The organism is Novosphingobium sp. B1, from assembly GCF_900176395.1.
In the GTDB taxonomy this organism is placed as follows: Bacteria; Pseudomonadota; Alphaproteobacteria; order Sphingomonadales; family Sphingomonadaceae; genus Novosphingobium.
The window spans coordinates 514,266-528,781 of record NZ_FWXL01000001.1 but is presented as its reverse complement, the minus strand read 5'-3'; the positions used below and the strand labels follow the sequence as shown (position 1 = coordinate 528,781).

The following is a 14,516-nucleotide window of genomic DNA, read 5'->3' as shown; positions in this document are numbered from 1 at the left end:
ATATCCCGCCCATGACTGCACAGACGCCATCGAGGGGACGGCATCTGGTAGCCGGAGGCTGGAACATGTCCGCCGCCGGCCGCTGGCTCGCTCACCTGTTTACCGGACCGTTCGAGCGCGTTGTCGAGCGGATCGACCGTGGGCTCGTGCACGGGACGATCCACGCAACGCTTCCTGATGGCAGCCAGCGGACCGTGGGGGGAAGGGGCGAGGGACCGGTAGCGCGCATCCACTTGCGCAGCTGGAACGCGATCGTGCGCCTCGCAACCGCCGGGTCGATCGGATGGTATGAAGCCTGGGTTGCTGGCGAATGGGATAGCCCCGATCCTGTGCCGATATTCGACCTGTTCATGCGCAATGCGGCAACGCTCGGGGATGTCGGGCGCGCAAAGGGGCCTTGGCGGCTCGCAGGCAAGGCCCTCAACTTCCTGCGCAAGAATTCGAAGGAACAGGCCCGGCGCAACATCGCCGCGCACTATGATCTTGGCAACGATTTCTATCGCCAGTGGCTCGATGAGACGATGAGCTATTCGAGCGCGCTGTGGGACGGCATCGCCCCCGACGCTTCACTGGCCGAAGCGCAGGCTAACAAGGTTGACCGGCTGGCGGCGCGCCTGACACTGAAGCCCGGTAGCCAGGTGCTCGAAATTGGCTGTGGCTGGGGGTTTCTGGCAAGGCGGTTGGCCGAGACCAGCGGCGCGCGAGTGACCGGGATCAGCCTCTCGGACGAGCAACTGGATTGGGCGCGCGATGCTTTGGCATCATCGGGCGTGTCGGGCATCGACTACCTGCATCAGGATTATCGCGATGTCGCGGGCCAGTTTGACGCGATTGCGAGCGTCGAGATGGTCGAGGCGGTGGGGCGCGAATACTGGCCGTCCTATTTCGACTGCCTTGCACGCTGCCTCAAGCCGGGTGGGCGCGCTGCCTTGCAGTATATCACCATTCGCGACGACCTGTTCGATGCTTATGCCGCCAGCGCGGATTTCATCCAGGCCTATGTCTTCCCGGGAGGCCTGCTGATCAGCGAGCGCGAGTTTGCCCGCCTGGCGCAGGAGCGCGGGCTGACATGGCAGGATCGGCTGGACTTCGGACCTGACTATGCGCGAACCCTCAAGCTGTGGCGGGAAGCGCTGGATCGGGCAGTCGACGAGCAACGCTTGCCCGAAGGCTTTGACAGGCGCTTCGTCGATCTGTGGCGATACTACCTGATGTATTGCGAAGGCGGGTTCAGCGGTGGCGGGATCAATGTCAGCCAGGTCACCCTGATCAAGATCTAGAACCTGCGCAGCACGCCATCGCCGCGATAGCGGGCCAGGATGTTGTCATGGACGATCGGGCTCAGGAGGTTGGCGAAGGCGCAGCCGACCCTGCCGGCATCCCACCAGACGACCTCGGCCTGCAGCGATTCCGTTCCGGGCAGGGTCAGCCAGCAGCGATTGCCGGGGTGCATCCGTTGCAAGGCGTTCGCGCAGAAGCCGCCCAGCGAAAGGTCCAGCACGATCGTCTGGAACCCCTTTCCGCCGGAGGGGCGCAGCATCGCCGGGATGTTCACGCGTTGCCTTGGGGCGCTGCGATCCTCCAGCGCTGCCTGGCTGTAGATATTGGTGTTCCAGTCCGTCGTCGTCATGCGGGACGCCCTCGACCCATTGCTGTTCTGGCTTCCCGAACGGTACGGCAAACCTTTGCAAAGAATCGCGGACGTTCGTTAATTCCGAACTGCTATTCCTGGTTAACGCGGATGCGGTGTGGACTGGCGAATTGTTCACCAAGAAGCGCAACGATGCGTTCAGCAACGACTTCCGGCGCCTTCACGGTCGACGGGTCCTCGCCGGGATAGGCGCGGGCGCGCATCTTGGTGCGCGTAGCGCCGGGATCGACCACGGCGACGCGGATCGAAGCGGTGTTGCGCACTTCCTGGCCATAGCAATTGAGCAGGGTATCGAAGGCTGCCTTCGAAGCGCCATAGGCTCCCCAGTAGGCACGCGGCGTGGCACCAACGCTGCTGGTCACGCCGACGACGCGGGCGTCCTTGCTCTTGCGCAACATGCCATCGAAGCCAGCCAGCAGGGCCTGCGTCGCCAGCACGTTCAGCGTCAGCGCCTGGTTGAACTCGCGCGCATCGATCTGCCACACGGGGGTCAACGTCGGAAGGACGGCGGCATTGATGACGAGCACGTCAAGCGCGCTCCAGCGACCCGAGATGGCAGTTGCCAGACGGGCAATGCCATCGGCTTCGGCAAGATCGACCGGCGCGATCGTTGCCGATCCACCAGCTTCGAAGATCTCTTCCTCGACCTTTTCGAGGTCCTTGGCATTGCGCGCAACAAGGATCACATGCGCGCCGGCGGCGGCAAGGGCCTTTGCAGTGGCCGCGCCAATGCCGCGGCTCGCGCCGGTAACCAGCGCGACCTGTCCGTCCATCTGCATTCAGGCGACCTTTTCGACCGGCAGCGAAAGCTGTGACGGGCTCTCGCGCTCGCCAAGATCGGTCAACCGGGTAGGATAGTCGCCCGTGAAGCACGCGTCGCAGTATTGCGGGCACTTCTTGTTGCGCTGCTCCTCACCAACCGCACGATAGAGACCGTCGATGGACACGAAGGCAAGGCTGTCGGCCTGGATGAAGTCGGCCATGGCCTGCACGTCCATGCGCGCGGCCAGCAGCTTCGAGCGTTCGGGGGTGTCGACCCCGTAGAAGCAGGAGTGCTCGGTCGGAGGGCTGGCGATGCGCATGTGCACTTCGGCGGCGCCCGCCTCGCGCATCATCTGCACGATCTTGAGGCTGGTGGTGCCGCGCACGATCGAATCGTCGATCAGCACGATGCGCTTGCCCGCGACGAGCGCGCGATTGGCGTTGTGCTTGCGCTTGACGTCGGCATTGCGCGCGCCATCCGAAGGCTGGATGAAGGTTCGCCCGACATAGTGCGAGCGGATGATGCCGAGTTCGAACGGGATGCCCGACTGCTGGGCATAGCCAAGGGCGGCAGGAACGCCGCTATCGGGCACGGGGATGACCAGATCGGCATCGGCGGGGCTTTCGATCGCGAGTTGCGCGCCAATGGCCTTGCGCACCTGATAGACCGAGTTGCCGCCCATTAGCGAATCCGGGCGGCTGAAATAGACGTGCTCGAAAATGCAGGGCCGTGCGTCGGGCGTGCCGAACGGACGATGGGTGCTGAGGTTGCCGTCCAGATCGACCTGGATCAGTTCACCCGGCTCGACCTCGCGCACGAATTCCGCGCCTACGACATCGAGTGCCACCGTCTCGCTTGCAAAGACAACGGCATCGCCCAGCTTGCCCATGACGAGCGGACGGATGCCGAGCGGGTCACGGCACGCGATCATCCCCTCGGGCGTCATGCAGATAAGCGAATAGGCGCCTTCCACCAGTCGCAGCGCATCGACAAAGCGGTCGAGCAGCGTGGGGTAGCGGCTTGTCGCAACGAGATGGATGATGACTTCGGTGTCGGACGTCGACTGGAAGATCGCGCCCTTGCGCACGAGATCGCGCTTGAGGAACATCGCGTTGGAGATGTTGCCATTGTGCGCAATGGAAAACCCGCCAGAGGCGAGATCGGCGAAAAGCGGCTGGACGTTGCGCAGACCGGCGCCGCCGGTCGTCGAATAGCGCACATGGCCTGATGCCATCATGCCCGGCAGTTCGGCAATCGCCGCGCTTGCCGAGAAGTTCGCGGCAACGTGGCCGATGCCCTTGCGCGAATAGAATTCCTTGCCGTCGAAGCTGGTGATGCCCGCAGCCTCCTGGCCGCGATGCTGCAAGGCGTGGAGGCCAAGCGCTACTGTCGCCGCAGCGTCACGCACGCCAAGTACGCCGAAGATGCCGCACTCCTCGCGCAGCTTGTCGTCGTCGCCGCCGATATCCCACGGGGTTGCGTCAGAAAGTTCGTGATGTGTGGTCATGGGTCCCATGGACTCGCGTGGGCGCGTGCGCCGGCCGATTGCTGGCGCCCAAATGGCGACGTTTGTCCGCATTGGCAAGTGCAAGCTGTGGAACCTCGCGTGCCCTGCGGCGTATTGGGCCGTGAAACGCACCCGTGGAGACGAAGATTGAAGTTCCTGCAGATCCTCGTCGTTGCCGCAGCCGCGCTAGGCGTCACCGCTGGAACCGTGTCGTATCTAATCGGCGTAATCCTGCGCTGACCTGTTTTTAGACAATGTTAAGTAGAAACGTTCACATGCTCGGGCATGAAGCTCGCACGTGTGCTTTCTGGTCCGGCAGCGACAGCCATCGTCTACTTCGTCCTTGCGGCGGGGTCGGTGGCATTCGCCCGGTTCAGCGGCGGCGTGGCGATGGCCTGGACAGCAAGTGCGTTTCTGGCCGGAAGGCTGATTCATCTGCCCGAACAGCGCTGGTCTGCGTGGATGGTGCCATGCGGTGTCGCAAGCGCGCTGGCTACGGGTCTGCTCGGGCTGGGGTGGTTTTCAGCGGGTCCCTTTGCGGTCATCAACATTGCCGAGGCCGCTGGCGCGGCATGGCTGTGGCGGCGGATAACCAAGGCATTCTGGCCTTACGACACGCTCGAATGGATCGCATCCTACTATATCGGCATTGCCCTGATGCTGCCCCTGCTGACAGGTGCACTGGCCGCCTGCGCGGGCTGGCTCACGCTCGACCTTCCGCTGGTAGAGAACTTCACGCACTGGATCATCGGCCATTCGCTCGGCCTGCTCGCCTGCCTGCCGATCTTCCACTACGTATTCGCAAGGCTGAGCCGAGGACGGAGCTTTCTGCCCTCTACGGCGCAATTGCCGCTCGCGGCGGTTGTCGTCGGGTCCTATGCCCTGCTGACGTTTCTGGTCTTCACGCTCGACATGCGGGCGCTGCTGGTCTTTCCGCTCATCTATCTGGTTGTCAGCGCGGCGGTCCTGCCAGGGTCGATCACGGCAATCCTTCCGGTCATCATGATCGGCGTGGGCGGGGGCATGACCATCTTGGGACAAGGCCCGATCGCGGGCATGGAGATGGATTTCGGCGACCGGATCCAGTTCTTCCAGCTTTATCTCGGTGTCTCGGTCTTCGCGGCCTTCCCGATAACGTGCGAGCGCCTGCGGCGGATGGCCGAGATGCGCACCATGCAGCGCCGGATTGCGGCACTGGAAGCCGGTCAGACTCTCCCCTGACCAGCGCGCCCCGCAGTGCGGCATTGCCGTTTTCTGCGCTTCGCCCTACATCCGCTCGCGTTCCCGCCGACGCCGTGCCGTCGGCGGCTCTATTCCAAAGGGCTCCTGCTTGATCCTGTCTCCGTTCGAATGGACCATCGCCAAGCGCTACATGCTGCCGGGCCGGGGTGAGGCGTTCATCGCGCTCGTCGCCGGTATCAGCCTGGTTGCGGTGATGCTCGGCGTCGCCGCGCTTGTCATCGTCATGAGCGTGATGAACGGCTTCCGCGCCGAACTGCTCGACAAGATCGTCGGCCTCAATGGCCATGCGATCATCCAGGCCTATGGCGGCCGTCTTGATGACTGGCAGGACATCCTCAAGAAGGTCGAGGCCACGCCTGGCGTAACCCATGCTTCGCCGCTGATCGAACAGCCGCTGCTGGCAAGCTTCAACGGCCGAGTCGAGGCGATCCTTGTGCGCGGCAATACGGCGGGCGACATCAAGCGGCTCGAAAGCAAGCGCGTCGATGGCGTGATCGCCTCGCTTCGCCCCGGTTCGGGCAACATTGCGATCGGTTCGCGCCTTGCGCAGAACCTTGGCGCGCGGGTGGGCGACAGCATCACGATCATCAACCCGCAGGGGCGCTCGACACCGTTCGGCACCGTCCCGCGCGAGATCGCCTACACCGTTTCTGCCATCTTCGAGATCGGCGTCTACGATTACGACAACGCCTATGTCGTGATGCCGATCAACGATGCCCAGACCTTGCTGCTGACCGGCGATACCATCGGCATGATCGAGGTGACCACGACCAACGCCGACACGGTGATGGACACGCTGGGGCCGATCAAGCAGCAGCTTGATGGCACGGCGGTCGTGACCGACTGGAAGACGATCAATGCCAGCCTGTTCGAAGCACTGGCGGTAGAGCGCGTGGCCATGTTCATCGTGCTCTCGATCATCGTGCTGGTTGCCGTGTTCAACATCCTGTCGTCGCTGATCATGCTGGTACGCGCCAAGACGCGGGACATCGCGATCCTGCGCACGATGGGAGCGACGCGGAAAAGCCTGCTCAAGATCTTCGTGACGATAGGCTTCGTGATCGGCGCGCTGGGCACGCTGTCGGGCCTCGGGCTGGGCTTCGTGTTCCTGTTCTTCCGCCAGCCGATCGTCAACGCGATCCAGTGGATGACCGGCCAGAACCTGTGGGATCCCTCGATCCGCTTCCTCACCGAACTGCCGAGCCGCTCCGATCCGGTTGAGATCACCACGATCTGCCTGATGGCGCTTCTGTTCTCTTTCCTTGCCACGCTATATCCCGCGCTGAAGGCTGCCAGCACGGATCCGGTTCAGGTGCTGCGTTATGAGTAATCCGGTAGTCAGCCCGCCCGTAGTCCGTTTGGCCGATCTGCGTCGTTCGTTCAGCCAGGGCGGCGTGACGATTGACGTCCTGCGCGGGGTGAATCTTGAAATCCGCCCCGGCGAGATCGTGGCTTTGCTCGGGCCTTCCGGTTCGGGCAAGTCGACGATGCTGCAGGCGATAGGTCTTCTCGAGGGCGGGTTCTCCGGCCTGATCGAGATTGCCGGCACCAATGCCTCGCAGCTTTCGGGCGACGATCGCACCGCCCTGCGCCGCGATCATCTGGGCTTCGTCTACCAGTTTCACCACCTTCTGCCCGATTTCAACGCGACCGAGAACGTCGTGCTGCCGCAGATGGTCGCAGGCAAGTCGCGCGCCGAGGCCGAAGCACGGGCAACGGAACTGCTGACTGCACTTGGCCTTGCCAAGCGTCTCGATCATCGGCCCAGCCAGCTTTCGGGCGGCGAGCAGCAACGCGTTGCCGTGGCTCGCGCGCTCGCCAATCGGCCGGAAATGGTGCTGGCCGACGAGCCGACCGGCAATCTTGACGAGGCGACCGCCGACCGCGTGCTCGAGGAGTTTCTCAAGCTGGTGCGCGGTGAAGGCAGCGCGGCCCTGATCGCCACGCATAACGAGCGGCTGGCGCTGCGCATGGACCGGGTGGTGCGCCTGCACGAAGGCACACTGACATGAGGGATACATCGCACTTCTGACGCGTTTTACGGCGAAGAAGGAGATCGTATCTTATGAATACCACGATCCGGGCAGAAGCCGCCGACGCCGCATCTTTCTGGAATGATCACGCCGTCATCCTGCGCCGCGAGGCTGCAGATGGCGTATTCCATGGTTTTGCCTCGCTCCATTCGGGCAGCTTTGCCGACATGGTCCGCATGGTATCCCGCATGCCGGAGGACGAGCGCAAGGAATTGGTCATCGAGAAATCGGGAGATCGCCAGTATTCGGCGGCCGAGATCATTGGCCTTGCCGCACGTATCGATTTCCCGGGCTGATTCCGATTGATCCACCCCCTTGTCGGGCATACCATTTGCGCGGCAAGGGGAGAAAACATGACTGGTCTTGATTGGAACGCGCAAGCCACGCTCCACGAACGTGATGATGCTGGCTCGGAGATGCAGTACAATTTCAGCGTCCTCAAGAAGGCTCCCTTGCGCGATCTGGTATCGCAAGTGGCGGGCATGGACGCCGCCCAGCGCGCCCGCCTCGTGATTGATGTGGCCGGTGGCAAATCTCTCAATGTCGCTGAAATTCTCGATCTTGCCGCAAAGGAAGGTCTGGCATGAGCGCTCCGACCACGATCGCCGACTTCAAGGTCCGCAAGCCGAATGGCGAGATGATTGATCTGGCCGACAAGCAGGGCAAGGTCCTGCTCGTCGTCAACACCGCATCGAAGTGCGGATTCACGCCGCAATACGATGGGCTTGAGACGCTGTGGAAGGACTATGGCGACAAGGGCTTCGAGGTACTGGCTTTCCCTTGCAACCAGTTCGGCGCGCAGGAGCCGGGTTCGGCCGACGAGATCGAGAGCTTCTGCAAGGTCAACTTCGGCCTCAGCTTCCCGCTGATGGCCAAGATCGAGGTCAATGGCGACAGCGCAGACCCGCTTTACGACTGGCTCAAGAAGGAAGCCCCCGGCGTTCTCGGCACCAAGGCGATCAAGTGGAATTTCACGAAGTTCCTGATCGGCCGCGACGGCAGGGTGGTCCGTCGCTATGCGCCGACTGACAAGCCGGCGAGCATTGCGAAGGATATCGAGAAGCTGCTCTGAAAGCAGCACCGGTTCGGGGGAAAAACAGGCCGCGCCTCTCGCAAGAGCGCGGCCTTTTTCCTACCTTGGACCCATGCCCCATGCCCCTTTCGTCCCGCTCCGCATCTATTCGTCCTACACGATGCTCGACGGAGCGATCGATCCCAAGGCCATTGCCAAGACGGCGGCGGAACGAGGATTTCCGGCGGCGGCAATTACTGATCGCAACGGGCTTTATGGCAGCGTCGCCTATGCGAAGGCCTGCAAGGATATGGGCGTGCAGCCGGTCATCGGCACGATGCTCGCTGTGGCCCGGCCCGAGCGAGAAGGCGCGGCAACCGGATTCGGGCCTGCCGCGCCAACGGTCGACTGGCTGGCGCTCTACGCGCAGGATGCACGCGGTTATGACAACCTGTGCCACCTCGTCAGCCGCGCGCATCTCGATCGGCCGCTGGAGTTCGAGGCACATGTCGTGCTGGCGGATCTGGTCGGCTACACCGATGGGCTGATTTGCCTGACCGCGGCGGGCGAGGGGGCACTGGCGCGGTTGCTCGCAGGCCAGCAGCAATCCGCCGCTGAAGCATACCTGGACTGGTTGCAGGAACTGTTCGCCGAGCGGCTCTATATCGAGATCGCGCGGCGGAACGAGCCGGTGGAAGAAGCTTCGGAAGAGGCACTGATCGACCTGGCCTATGCTCGGAATATGCCGCTGGTGGCGACCAACCCGGCCTGCTTTGCCGAGCGCGGCTTCTACGATGCGCATGATGCGATGTTGTGCATCGCCAGCTCAACCCATGTCGACAGCACCGACCGTCCGCGATCAAGCAAGGAATGGTGGATCAAGCCGGCGCCGGTGATGGAGGAACTGTTCAAGGACCTTCCCGAAGCGCTGGCCAATACGCTGGTCGTGGCGCAGCGTTGCGCGGTCATGCCGCCCAAGCGCAAGCCGATCCTGCCCAGCCTTGCGGGTGACCAGGAAGGCGAGGCGCGGATGTGCGCGGAAGACAGCCGCAAAGGACTCGTCCTGCGGTTGAAACCGTATTACCCGGAGGCCGCACACGGCGAACTGGAGCGCGTGTTGTGCCTTGGCCCCGATGCCGAGCCGGAAGCCGCCGAATATCCGCAGCTCAATGTTGCGGGCGTGTGGGAGGAAGTGCTCGACTACCGCAAGCGGCTTGAATTCGAGATCGCGATCATCAACCGCATGGGCTTTGGCGGTTACTTCCTGATCGTGGCCGACTTCATCAAGTGGGCCAAGGAAAACGACATTCCGGTGGGGCCGGGGCGTGGGTCTGGTGCAGGTTCGCTGGTGGCCTGGGCTTTGACCATCACTGACCTCGATCCGATCAAGCTGGGCCTGCTGTTCGAACGCTTCCTCAATCCGGAACGCGTCTCGATGCCGGACTTCGATATCGACTTCTGCGAAACCCGGCGTGGCGAGGTGATCCGCTATGTCCAGCGCAAGTATGGGCTGGACCACGTGGCGCAGATCATCACCTTCGGCAAGCTCAAGGCCCGCGCCGTGCTGCGCGATACCGGCCGCATCCTGCAGATGAGCTACGGGCAGACCGACCGCCTGTGCAAGATGGTGCCCAACCACCCGACCGACCCATGGCCGCTGCCGCGTGCCTTGAACGGCGTGCTGGAACTCAAGCGGGAGTATGATCGCGATCCAGAGGTCAAGCGGCTGATCGACCTTGCGATGCAGCTTGAAGGCCTGCCACGCAACAGCTCGACCCACGCGGCGGGCGTGGTGATCGGTGATCGTCCGCTGGCGCAACTGGTGCCGCTCTACCGCGATCCGCGTTCGGACATGCCGGTTACGCAGTTCGACATGAAGCATGTCGAGGATGCGGGGCTGGTGAAGTTCGACTTCCTTGGCCTCAAGACCCTGTCGGTGTTGCGCAAGGCGGTGGACCTGATGGGCAAGCGCGGCATCAGCATCGATCTGTCGGCGCTCGCCTGGGATGACGAGCAGACCTACAAGCTGCTGCAGTCGGGCGATACGGTCGGCGTGTTCCAGCTGGAATCCGAAGGCATGCGGCGCACCCTTGCGGCAGTGAAGCCAACCAACTTCGGCGACATCATCGCGCTCGTCTCGCTCTACCGCCCCGGCCCGATGGACAACATCCCGCTGTTCGGGCGCCGCAAGAACGGGTTGGAAAGCATCGAATATCCGCACGAGAAGCTGGCAGGCATCCTTGCCGAGACTTACGGGATCTTCGTCTATCAGGAGCAGGTCATGCAGGCCGCGCAGATCCTGGCGGGCTATTCGCTGGGCGATGCAGACCTGCTGCGCCGCGCCATGGGCAAGAAGGTGCAAGCGGAAATGGATGCGCAGCGCCAGCGCTTCGTCGATGGCTGCAAGACCGTGTCCGACATCCCGGCGGCCAAGGCCAACGAACTGTTCGACTTGATCGACAAGTTCGCAGGCTACGGCTTCAACAAGTCTCACGCTGCCGCCTATGCGCTGCTGGCCTACCAGACGGCCTGGCTCAAGACGCACTATCCGCACGAGTTCTATGCAGCCTCGATGTGTTTCGACATGCACCAGTCGGAAAAGCTCTCCGTCTTTGTCGACGACATGCGCAGGAACGGCGTGGCGCTGGCAGGGCCGGACATCAACCATTCCGAGGCCGAATTCACCGTCGAGCGGACGCAGGACGGCTTTGCCGTGCGCTATGCGCTGGCGGGTTTGAGGAACGTCGGCGAAAAGGCGATGGAGCAGATCGTCGAGGAGCGCGAGGCGAACGGGGCTTATGCCTCGCTTGACGACCTGTTCCGGCGCATTCCTGCAGGATCGATGAACCGGCGTCAGCTGGAAGCTCTCGCTGCGGGTGGGGCGCTCGACTGCCTCGAACCCAATCGCGCGCAGGTCATCGGCAATGCCGAACTGCTGATGGCGGTGGCGGATGAGGCGGCACGCTCTCGCACGTCCGGGCAGGGCGGCCTGTTCGGCGGGGACGATCATGCCACGCCGGCAACGCGCCTTGCTGAAACGAAGCCGTGGAGCCGGGCCGACCAGATGGCGGCCGAGCGCGAGAATTTCGGATTCTATTTCGCCGCGCACCCGGTGGAGGAATATCGCGCGGTCGCCTCAGCCAATGGCGCGCGCTCCTATGGCAGCCTGATGACGAGCAGCGGTGAGCCGGGCGGACGTTCGGGCGCGGTGATGGCGGCGCTGGTCGAGAATGTGCAGAAGCGCAAGACGAAGAAGGGCAAGGACTTCGTCATGGCCGATTTCTCCGACAGCTCGGGGTTGTTTTCGGCATCCTGCTTCGAAGAGAGCCTGGTCGAGCCGTTCCAGCAGTGGGCGAAGGACGGGACATGCGTGCTGCTCAACGTCGAACTGGACAGGCCGAACCCCGACGAGCCGCCGCGCGTGACGGTGCGGGGGGCACGGCCGCTGGCATCGGTGACAAGCTCGTCACGGATGCTGCTCAAGTTAGAGGTGAACAAGCCAGAGGCGATTTCGGAGCTGGCGCTGCTGCTGCCGCGCGGGGCCGGTGGGACCGGTGAAGTTCTGGCGCGGCTGCGGACCGGCGGGCCAAAGGAACCGCTCGTCCGTCTTGGCAATGATTTTAAACTGGACAGCGACTTAATCGAGCGATTGATTCCGATAGAAGGACTCGCCAATGTCGCCCTGTCCGCAAGACCGGAAAGGCATCTGCGGCTGGTCGAATAAGAAAACGAACGGAGAGAGAGATGACTCAGCAGCTTCGACAGACCTTGGGCGCAATGCAGGACTGGAAGCTGCGGGTCACGCATCTGATCGATCATGCGGCGCGTGAGCATGGCGGGCGCGAGATCGTCAGCCGCTGGGCCGATGGCAGCGAGACGCGGACCAACTGGGCCGGCATCCGTCATGATGCCCTGCGGATGACGCAGGCCCTGCGCAAGCTTGGTGTGCAGCCGGGAGACCGGATTGCCACTCTGGCGATGAACCATCACCGCCACCTCGTCTCATGGTACGGCGCGGTCGGCGTTGGCGGCATTCTCCACACGCTCAATCCCCGGCTGTTCGATGACCAGCTCGAATACATCGTCAATCACGCCGAAGATCGGGTCATGCTGTTCGACAAGCAATGGGCGCCGATTGTCGAGCGGATGAAGTCGCGCTGGCAAACGGTCGAGCATTACATCTGCTTCGACAGCAGCGAACCTGCGCTGCATTTCGAGGAATGGATCGGGCCAGAGGATGGCTTGGCCGAGTGGCACGACGGCGATGAGCGCGATCCGTGCATGCTGTGCTACACCAGCGGCACCACCGGCAATCCCAAGGGGGTGCTCTACGAGCACCGTTCGACCATGCTCCATGCCATGGCGGCGATCAGCCCGCCGGTGTTCGGGATGGACTGCCGCTCGGTGATGTTGCCGATCGTGCCGATGTTCCATGCCGCAAGCTGGGGTCTGCCGTGGGCGGGCGCGGCAGCCGGGGCAAAGTTCGTCTATTCGGCGGTCAACGACGGTGCGGTTCTGTGCGAGTTGATGAACCGCGAGAAGGTTACCTGTTCTGCCGGCGTGCCGACCGTGTGGCTGGCCCTGTTGCAGCATGTCGATGCGCACAACGGCGGTGAAATTCCGCCGAGCCTGCAGACCATCGTCACCGGCGGCTCTGCCATGCCGCGCGCCATGATCGAGCGCTTCATGCGTGCCGGGCGGCGGGTCGCGCATGCCTGGGGCATGACCGAAACTTCGCCGATCGGCACGACAGGCGCCGAGACGTGCAACTGGGATTCGCTGTCGTTCGACGAGCAGGTGACGGTCAAGGCCATGCAGGGCCGGCCCCCGTTCGGCGTCGAGATCCGCTGCGTCGATCTCGATGATCCCGAGAAGGTGTTGCCGCGCGATGGCACGACGGCAGGGGCGCTGCAGGTACGGGGCCCGTGGATCGTCAAGCGTTACTTCAAGGCTGAGGCCGATGCGGTGGTGGCCGGTCAGTGGTTCGATACCGGCGATGTCGGGGTCATCCACGCCGACGGCACGCTGCAGCTGACCGACCGGACCAAGGACGTGATCAAGTCCGGCGGCGAATGGATCAGCTCGGTCGAACTGGAGAATGCGGCGATCGGCTTTCCGGCTGTGGGCGAGGCCGCGGCGATCGGGGTCTATCATCCCAAGTGGGATGAGCGGCCGCTGCTGGTCGTGGTCAAGAAGCCGGGGATGGAGTGCAATCAGGAGGAGATCCGCAGCTTCCTGAGTGGCGTCGTGGCGAAATGGTGGGTGCCCGATGCCGTGGTGTTCGTCGACGAGATCCCGCACACCGGCACCGGCAAGATCAGCAAGAAGGACCTGCGCGAGCAGTTCCGGGACTTCGCCTGGGACAAGGTGGCTTGAGGATGGCCGAGACCTATATCGATCCGAGCCGCGAGAATTTCGAGGTCTTCAAGTCCCTGCCGCGCGACTGCCCGATCCACATGCTCAACCTGATCAAGTTTCGCGATCTGGCCGAGTATCCTGAAGGCCATGAGAACCATGGCAAGGGCCTGACCGGGCGTGAGGCCTACGCAATCTACAAGGACGCCTTCCAGGCGGTGGTCAAGGACTCCGGTGCGGCAATGGTATGGCACGCGCCGATGGAGTGCGTGGTTACCGGGCCGCAGGGCGAATGGGACGAGGCCTTCGTGATGGGCTATCCCGACGCCGGAGCATTTTTCGCGATGGTGAAGGACGAGACCTATGCGCGCAATGCGCTGCCGCATCGCACGGCGGCGGTGGCGGATAGCCGATTAATCCGGTTCAACGGGGCTTAGCCGGACTTCAGCGTTTCAGCGCGCGCAGGTCAGCTCATCCGCTGGCGAGTGCGGACGGTAAAGCCGGTGGGCAGATCACAGATCGCGCGACCGGTGCGGCGCCGTTGTGGCTCGCGCGGGAAGGGCGCGGGACCGTTTGCGAGTGGCCGGGGGCGGTTCCGAACCCCCTGTCGGCTCAGCCTGTTCGTGGACCTTTCGAAAGGACGGCGCTTCGGCAGCGGCTCGCGTGCTGCCTTGCAACCTGGCAAGCGGCTGCGCGAAAAGAACGCGCCGGTTGCGTGAGACTTTGCCACGCAAGTCAGGCGGTTCCGCATCCGCAGCTTCACTCAGGGGCTCTGCGCCGTGCCAATGGCCCCCGGATGTCCTTTCTGTCCTTGGGTTACGGCAAGTTTTGCCCGACGGGTCTTGGGCTTGACGCCCCGCATTGAACCCACGCGCTCCTGCCACACCGATCGCGCCGGAAGCGTTTGCGTACAGATCGCTCTGCGCATCGACTTCCGAAAGGAGAGGAGCGGG

The 14,516-nt window shown here is 63.4% G+C and carries 13 protein-coding genes; 10 read left to right on the top strand and 3 right to left on the bottom strand.

The features are described 5' to 3' along the window. Positions 1-11: 11 nt before the first annotated feature. The gene (locus tag B9A23_RS02515) at positions 12-1,280 is read left to right on the top strand and encodes an SAM-dependent methyltransferase (RefSeq protein WP_084277257.1); all 1,269 of its coding nucleotides are present in this window, start codon (positions 12-14) and stop codon (positions 1,278-1,280) included. On the opposite strand, the gene B9A23_RS02510 is transcribed toward B9A23_RS02515, so the two are convergent. From B9A23_RS02510 to purF, 3 genes are all read right to left on the bottom strand, one after another. Next, positions 1,277-1,630, bottom strand: a complete 354-nt coding sequence (locus B9A23_RS02510; RefSeq protein ID WP_084277256.1) for a PilZ domain-containing protein — start codon at positions 1,628-1,630, stop codon at positions 1,277-1,279. The genes B9A23_RS02515 and B9A23_RS02510 overlap by 4 nt on opposite strands. Positions 1,631-1,722: 92 nt before the next feature. Further along, positions 1,723-2,424: an SDR family NAD(P)-dependent oxidoreductase gene (locus B9A23_RS02505; protein ID WP_254894927.1), complete on the bottom strand. Its 702-nt coding sequence runs from the start codon at positions 2,422-2,424 to the stop codon at positions 1,723-1,725. Between the two features lie 6 nt (positions 2,425-2,430). After that, a complete protein-coding gene (purF, locus tag B9A23_RS02500) occupies positions 2,431-3,921 on the bottom strand; it encodes an amidophosphoribosyltransferase (RefSeq protein ID WP_084277508.1) in 1,491 nt (496 codons plus the stop codon). A gap of 285 nt (positions 3,922-4,206) precedes the next feature. Here purF and B9A23_RS02495 point away from each other — a divergent pair, with 285 nt between their 5' ends. The 9 genes from B9A23_RS02495 to B9A23_RS02455 all read left to right on the top strand — a co-directional run bounded on the left by B9A23_RS02495 (position 4,207) and on the right by B9A23_RS02455 (position 14,000). Further along, entirely contained in the window at positions 4,207-5,142 is a 936-nt protein-coding gene (locus B9A23_RS02495) for an MASE1 domain-containing protein (protein WP_084277254.1), read from the top strand. A gap of 109 nt (positions 5,143-5,251) precedes the next feature. After that, entirely contained in the window at positions 5,252-6,493 is a 1,242-nt protein-coding gene (locus B9A23_RS02490; RefSeq protein ID WP_084277253.1) for a lipoprotein-releasing ABC transporter permease subunit, read from the top strand. Then, positions 6,486-7,175, top strand: coding sequence for an ABC transporter ATP-binding protein (locus B9A23_RS02485; protein WP_084277252.1), 690 nt, complete (start codon positions 6,486-6,488; stop codon positions 7,173-7,175). The genes B9A23_RS02490 and B9A23_RS02485 overlap by 8 nt, the downstream gene beginning before the upstream one ends. Before the next feature lie 53 nt (positions 7,176-7,228). Next, complete coding sequence (locus tag B9A23_RS02480) at positions 7,229-7,492, top strand: hypothetical protein (RefSeq protein ID WP_084277251.1); 264 nt, start codon at positions 7,229-7,231, stop codon at positions 7,490-7,492. Between the two features lie 57 nt (positions 7,493-7,549). Next, complete coding sequence (locus B9A23_RS02475) at positions 7,550-7,783, top strand: hypothetical protein (protein ID WP_084277250.1); 234 nt, start codon at positions 7,550-7,552, stop codon at positions 7,781-7,783. Further along, positions 7,780-8,268: a glutathione peroxidase gene (locus B9A23_RS02470; protein WP_084277249.1), complete on the top strand. Its 489-nt coding sequence runs from the start codon at positions 7,780-7,782 to the stop codon at positions 8,266-8,268. The genes B9A23_RS02475 and B9A23_RS02470 overlap by 4 nt, the downstream gene beginning before the upstream one ends. 73 nt (positions 8,269-8,341) lie before the next feature. Beyond that, positions 8,342-11,932, top strand: coding sequence for a DNA polymerase III subunit alpha (dnaE, locus tag B9A23_RS02465; protein ID WP_084277248.1), 3,591 nt, complete (start codon positions 8,342-8,344; stop codon positions 11,930-11,932). A 20-nt stretch (positions 11,933-11,952) separates the two neighbouring features. After that, a complete protein-coding gene (locus B9A23_RS02460; protein WP_084277247.1) occupies positions 11,953-13,584 on the top strand; it encodes a long-chain fatty acid--CoA ligase in 1,632 nt (543 codons plus the stop codon). A 2-nt stretch (positions 13,585-13,586) separates the two neighbouring features. Beyond that, on the top strand, positions 13,587-14,000 hold the full coding sequence (locus tag B9A23_RS02455) for a DUF1330 domain-containing protein (protein ID WP_084277246.1): 414 nt from the start codon (positions 13,587-13,589) through the stop codon (positions 13,998-14,000). Positions 14,001-14,516: the final 516 nt, after the last annotated feature.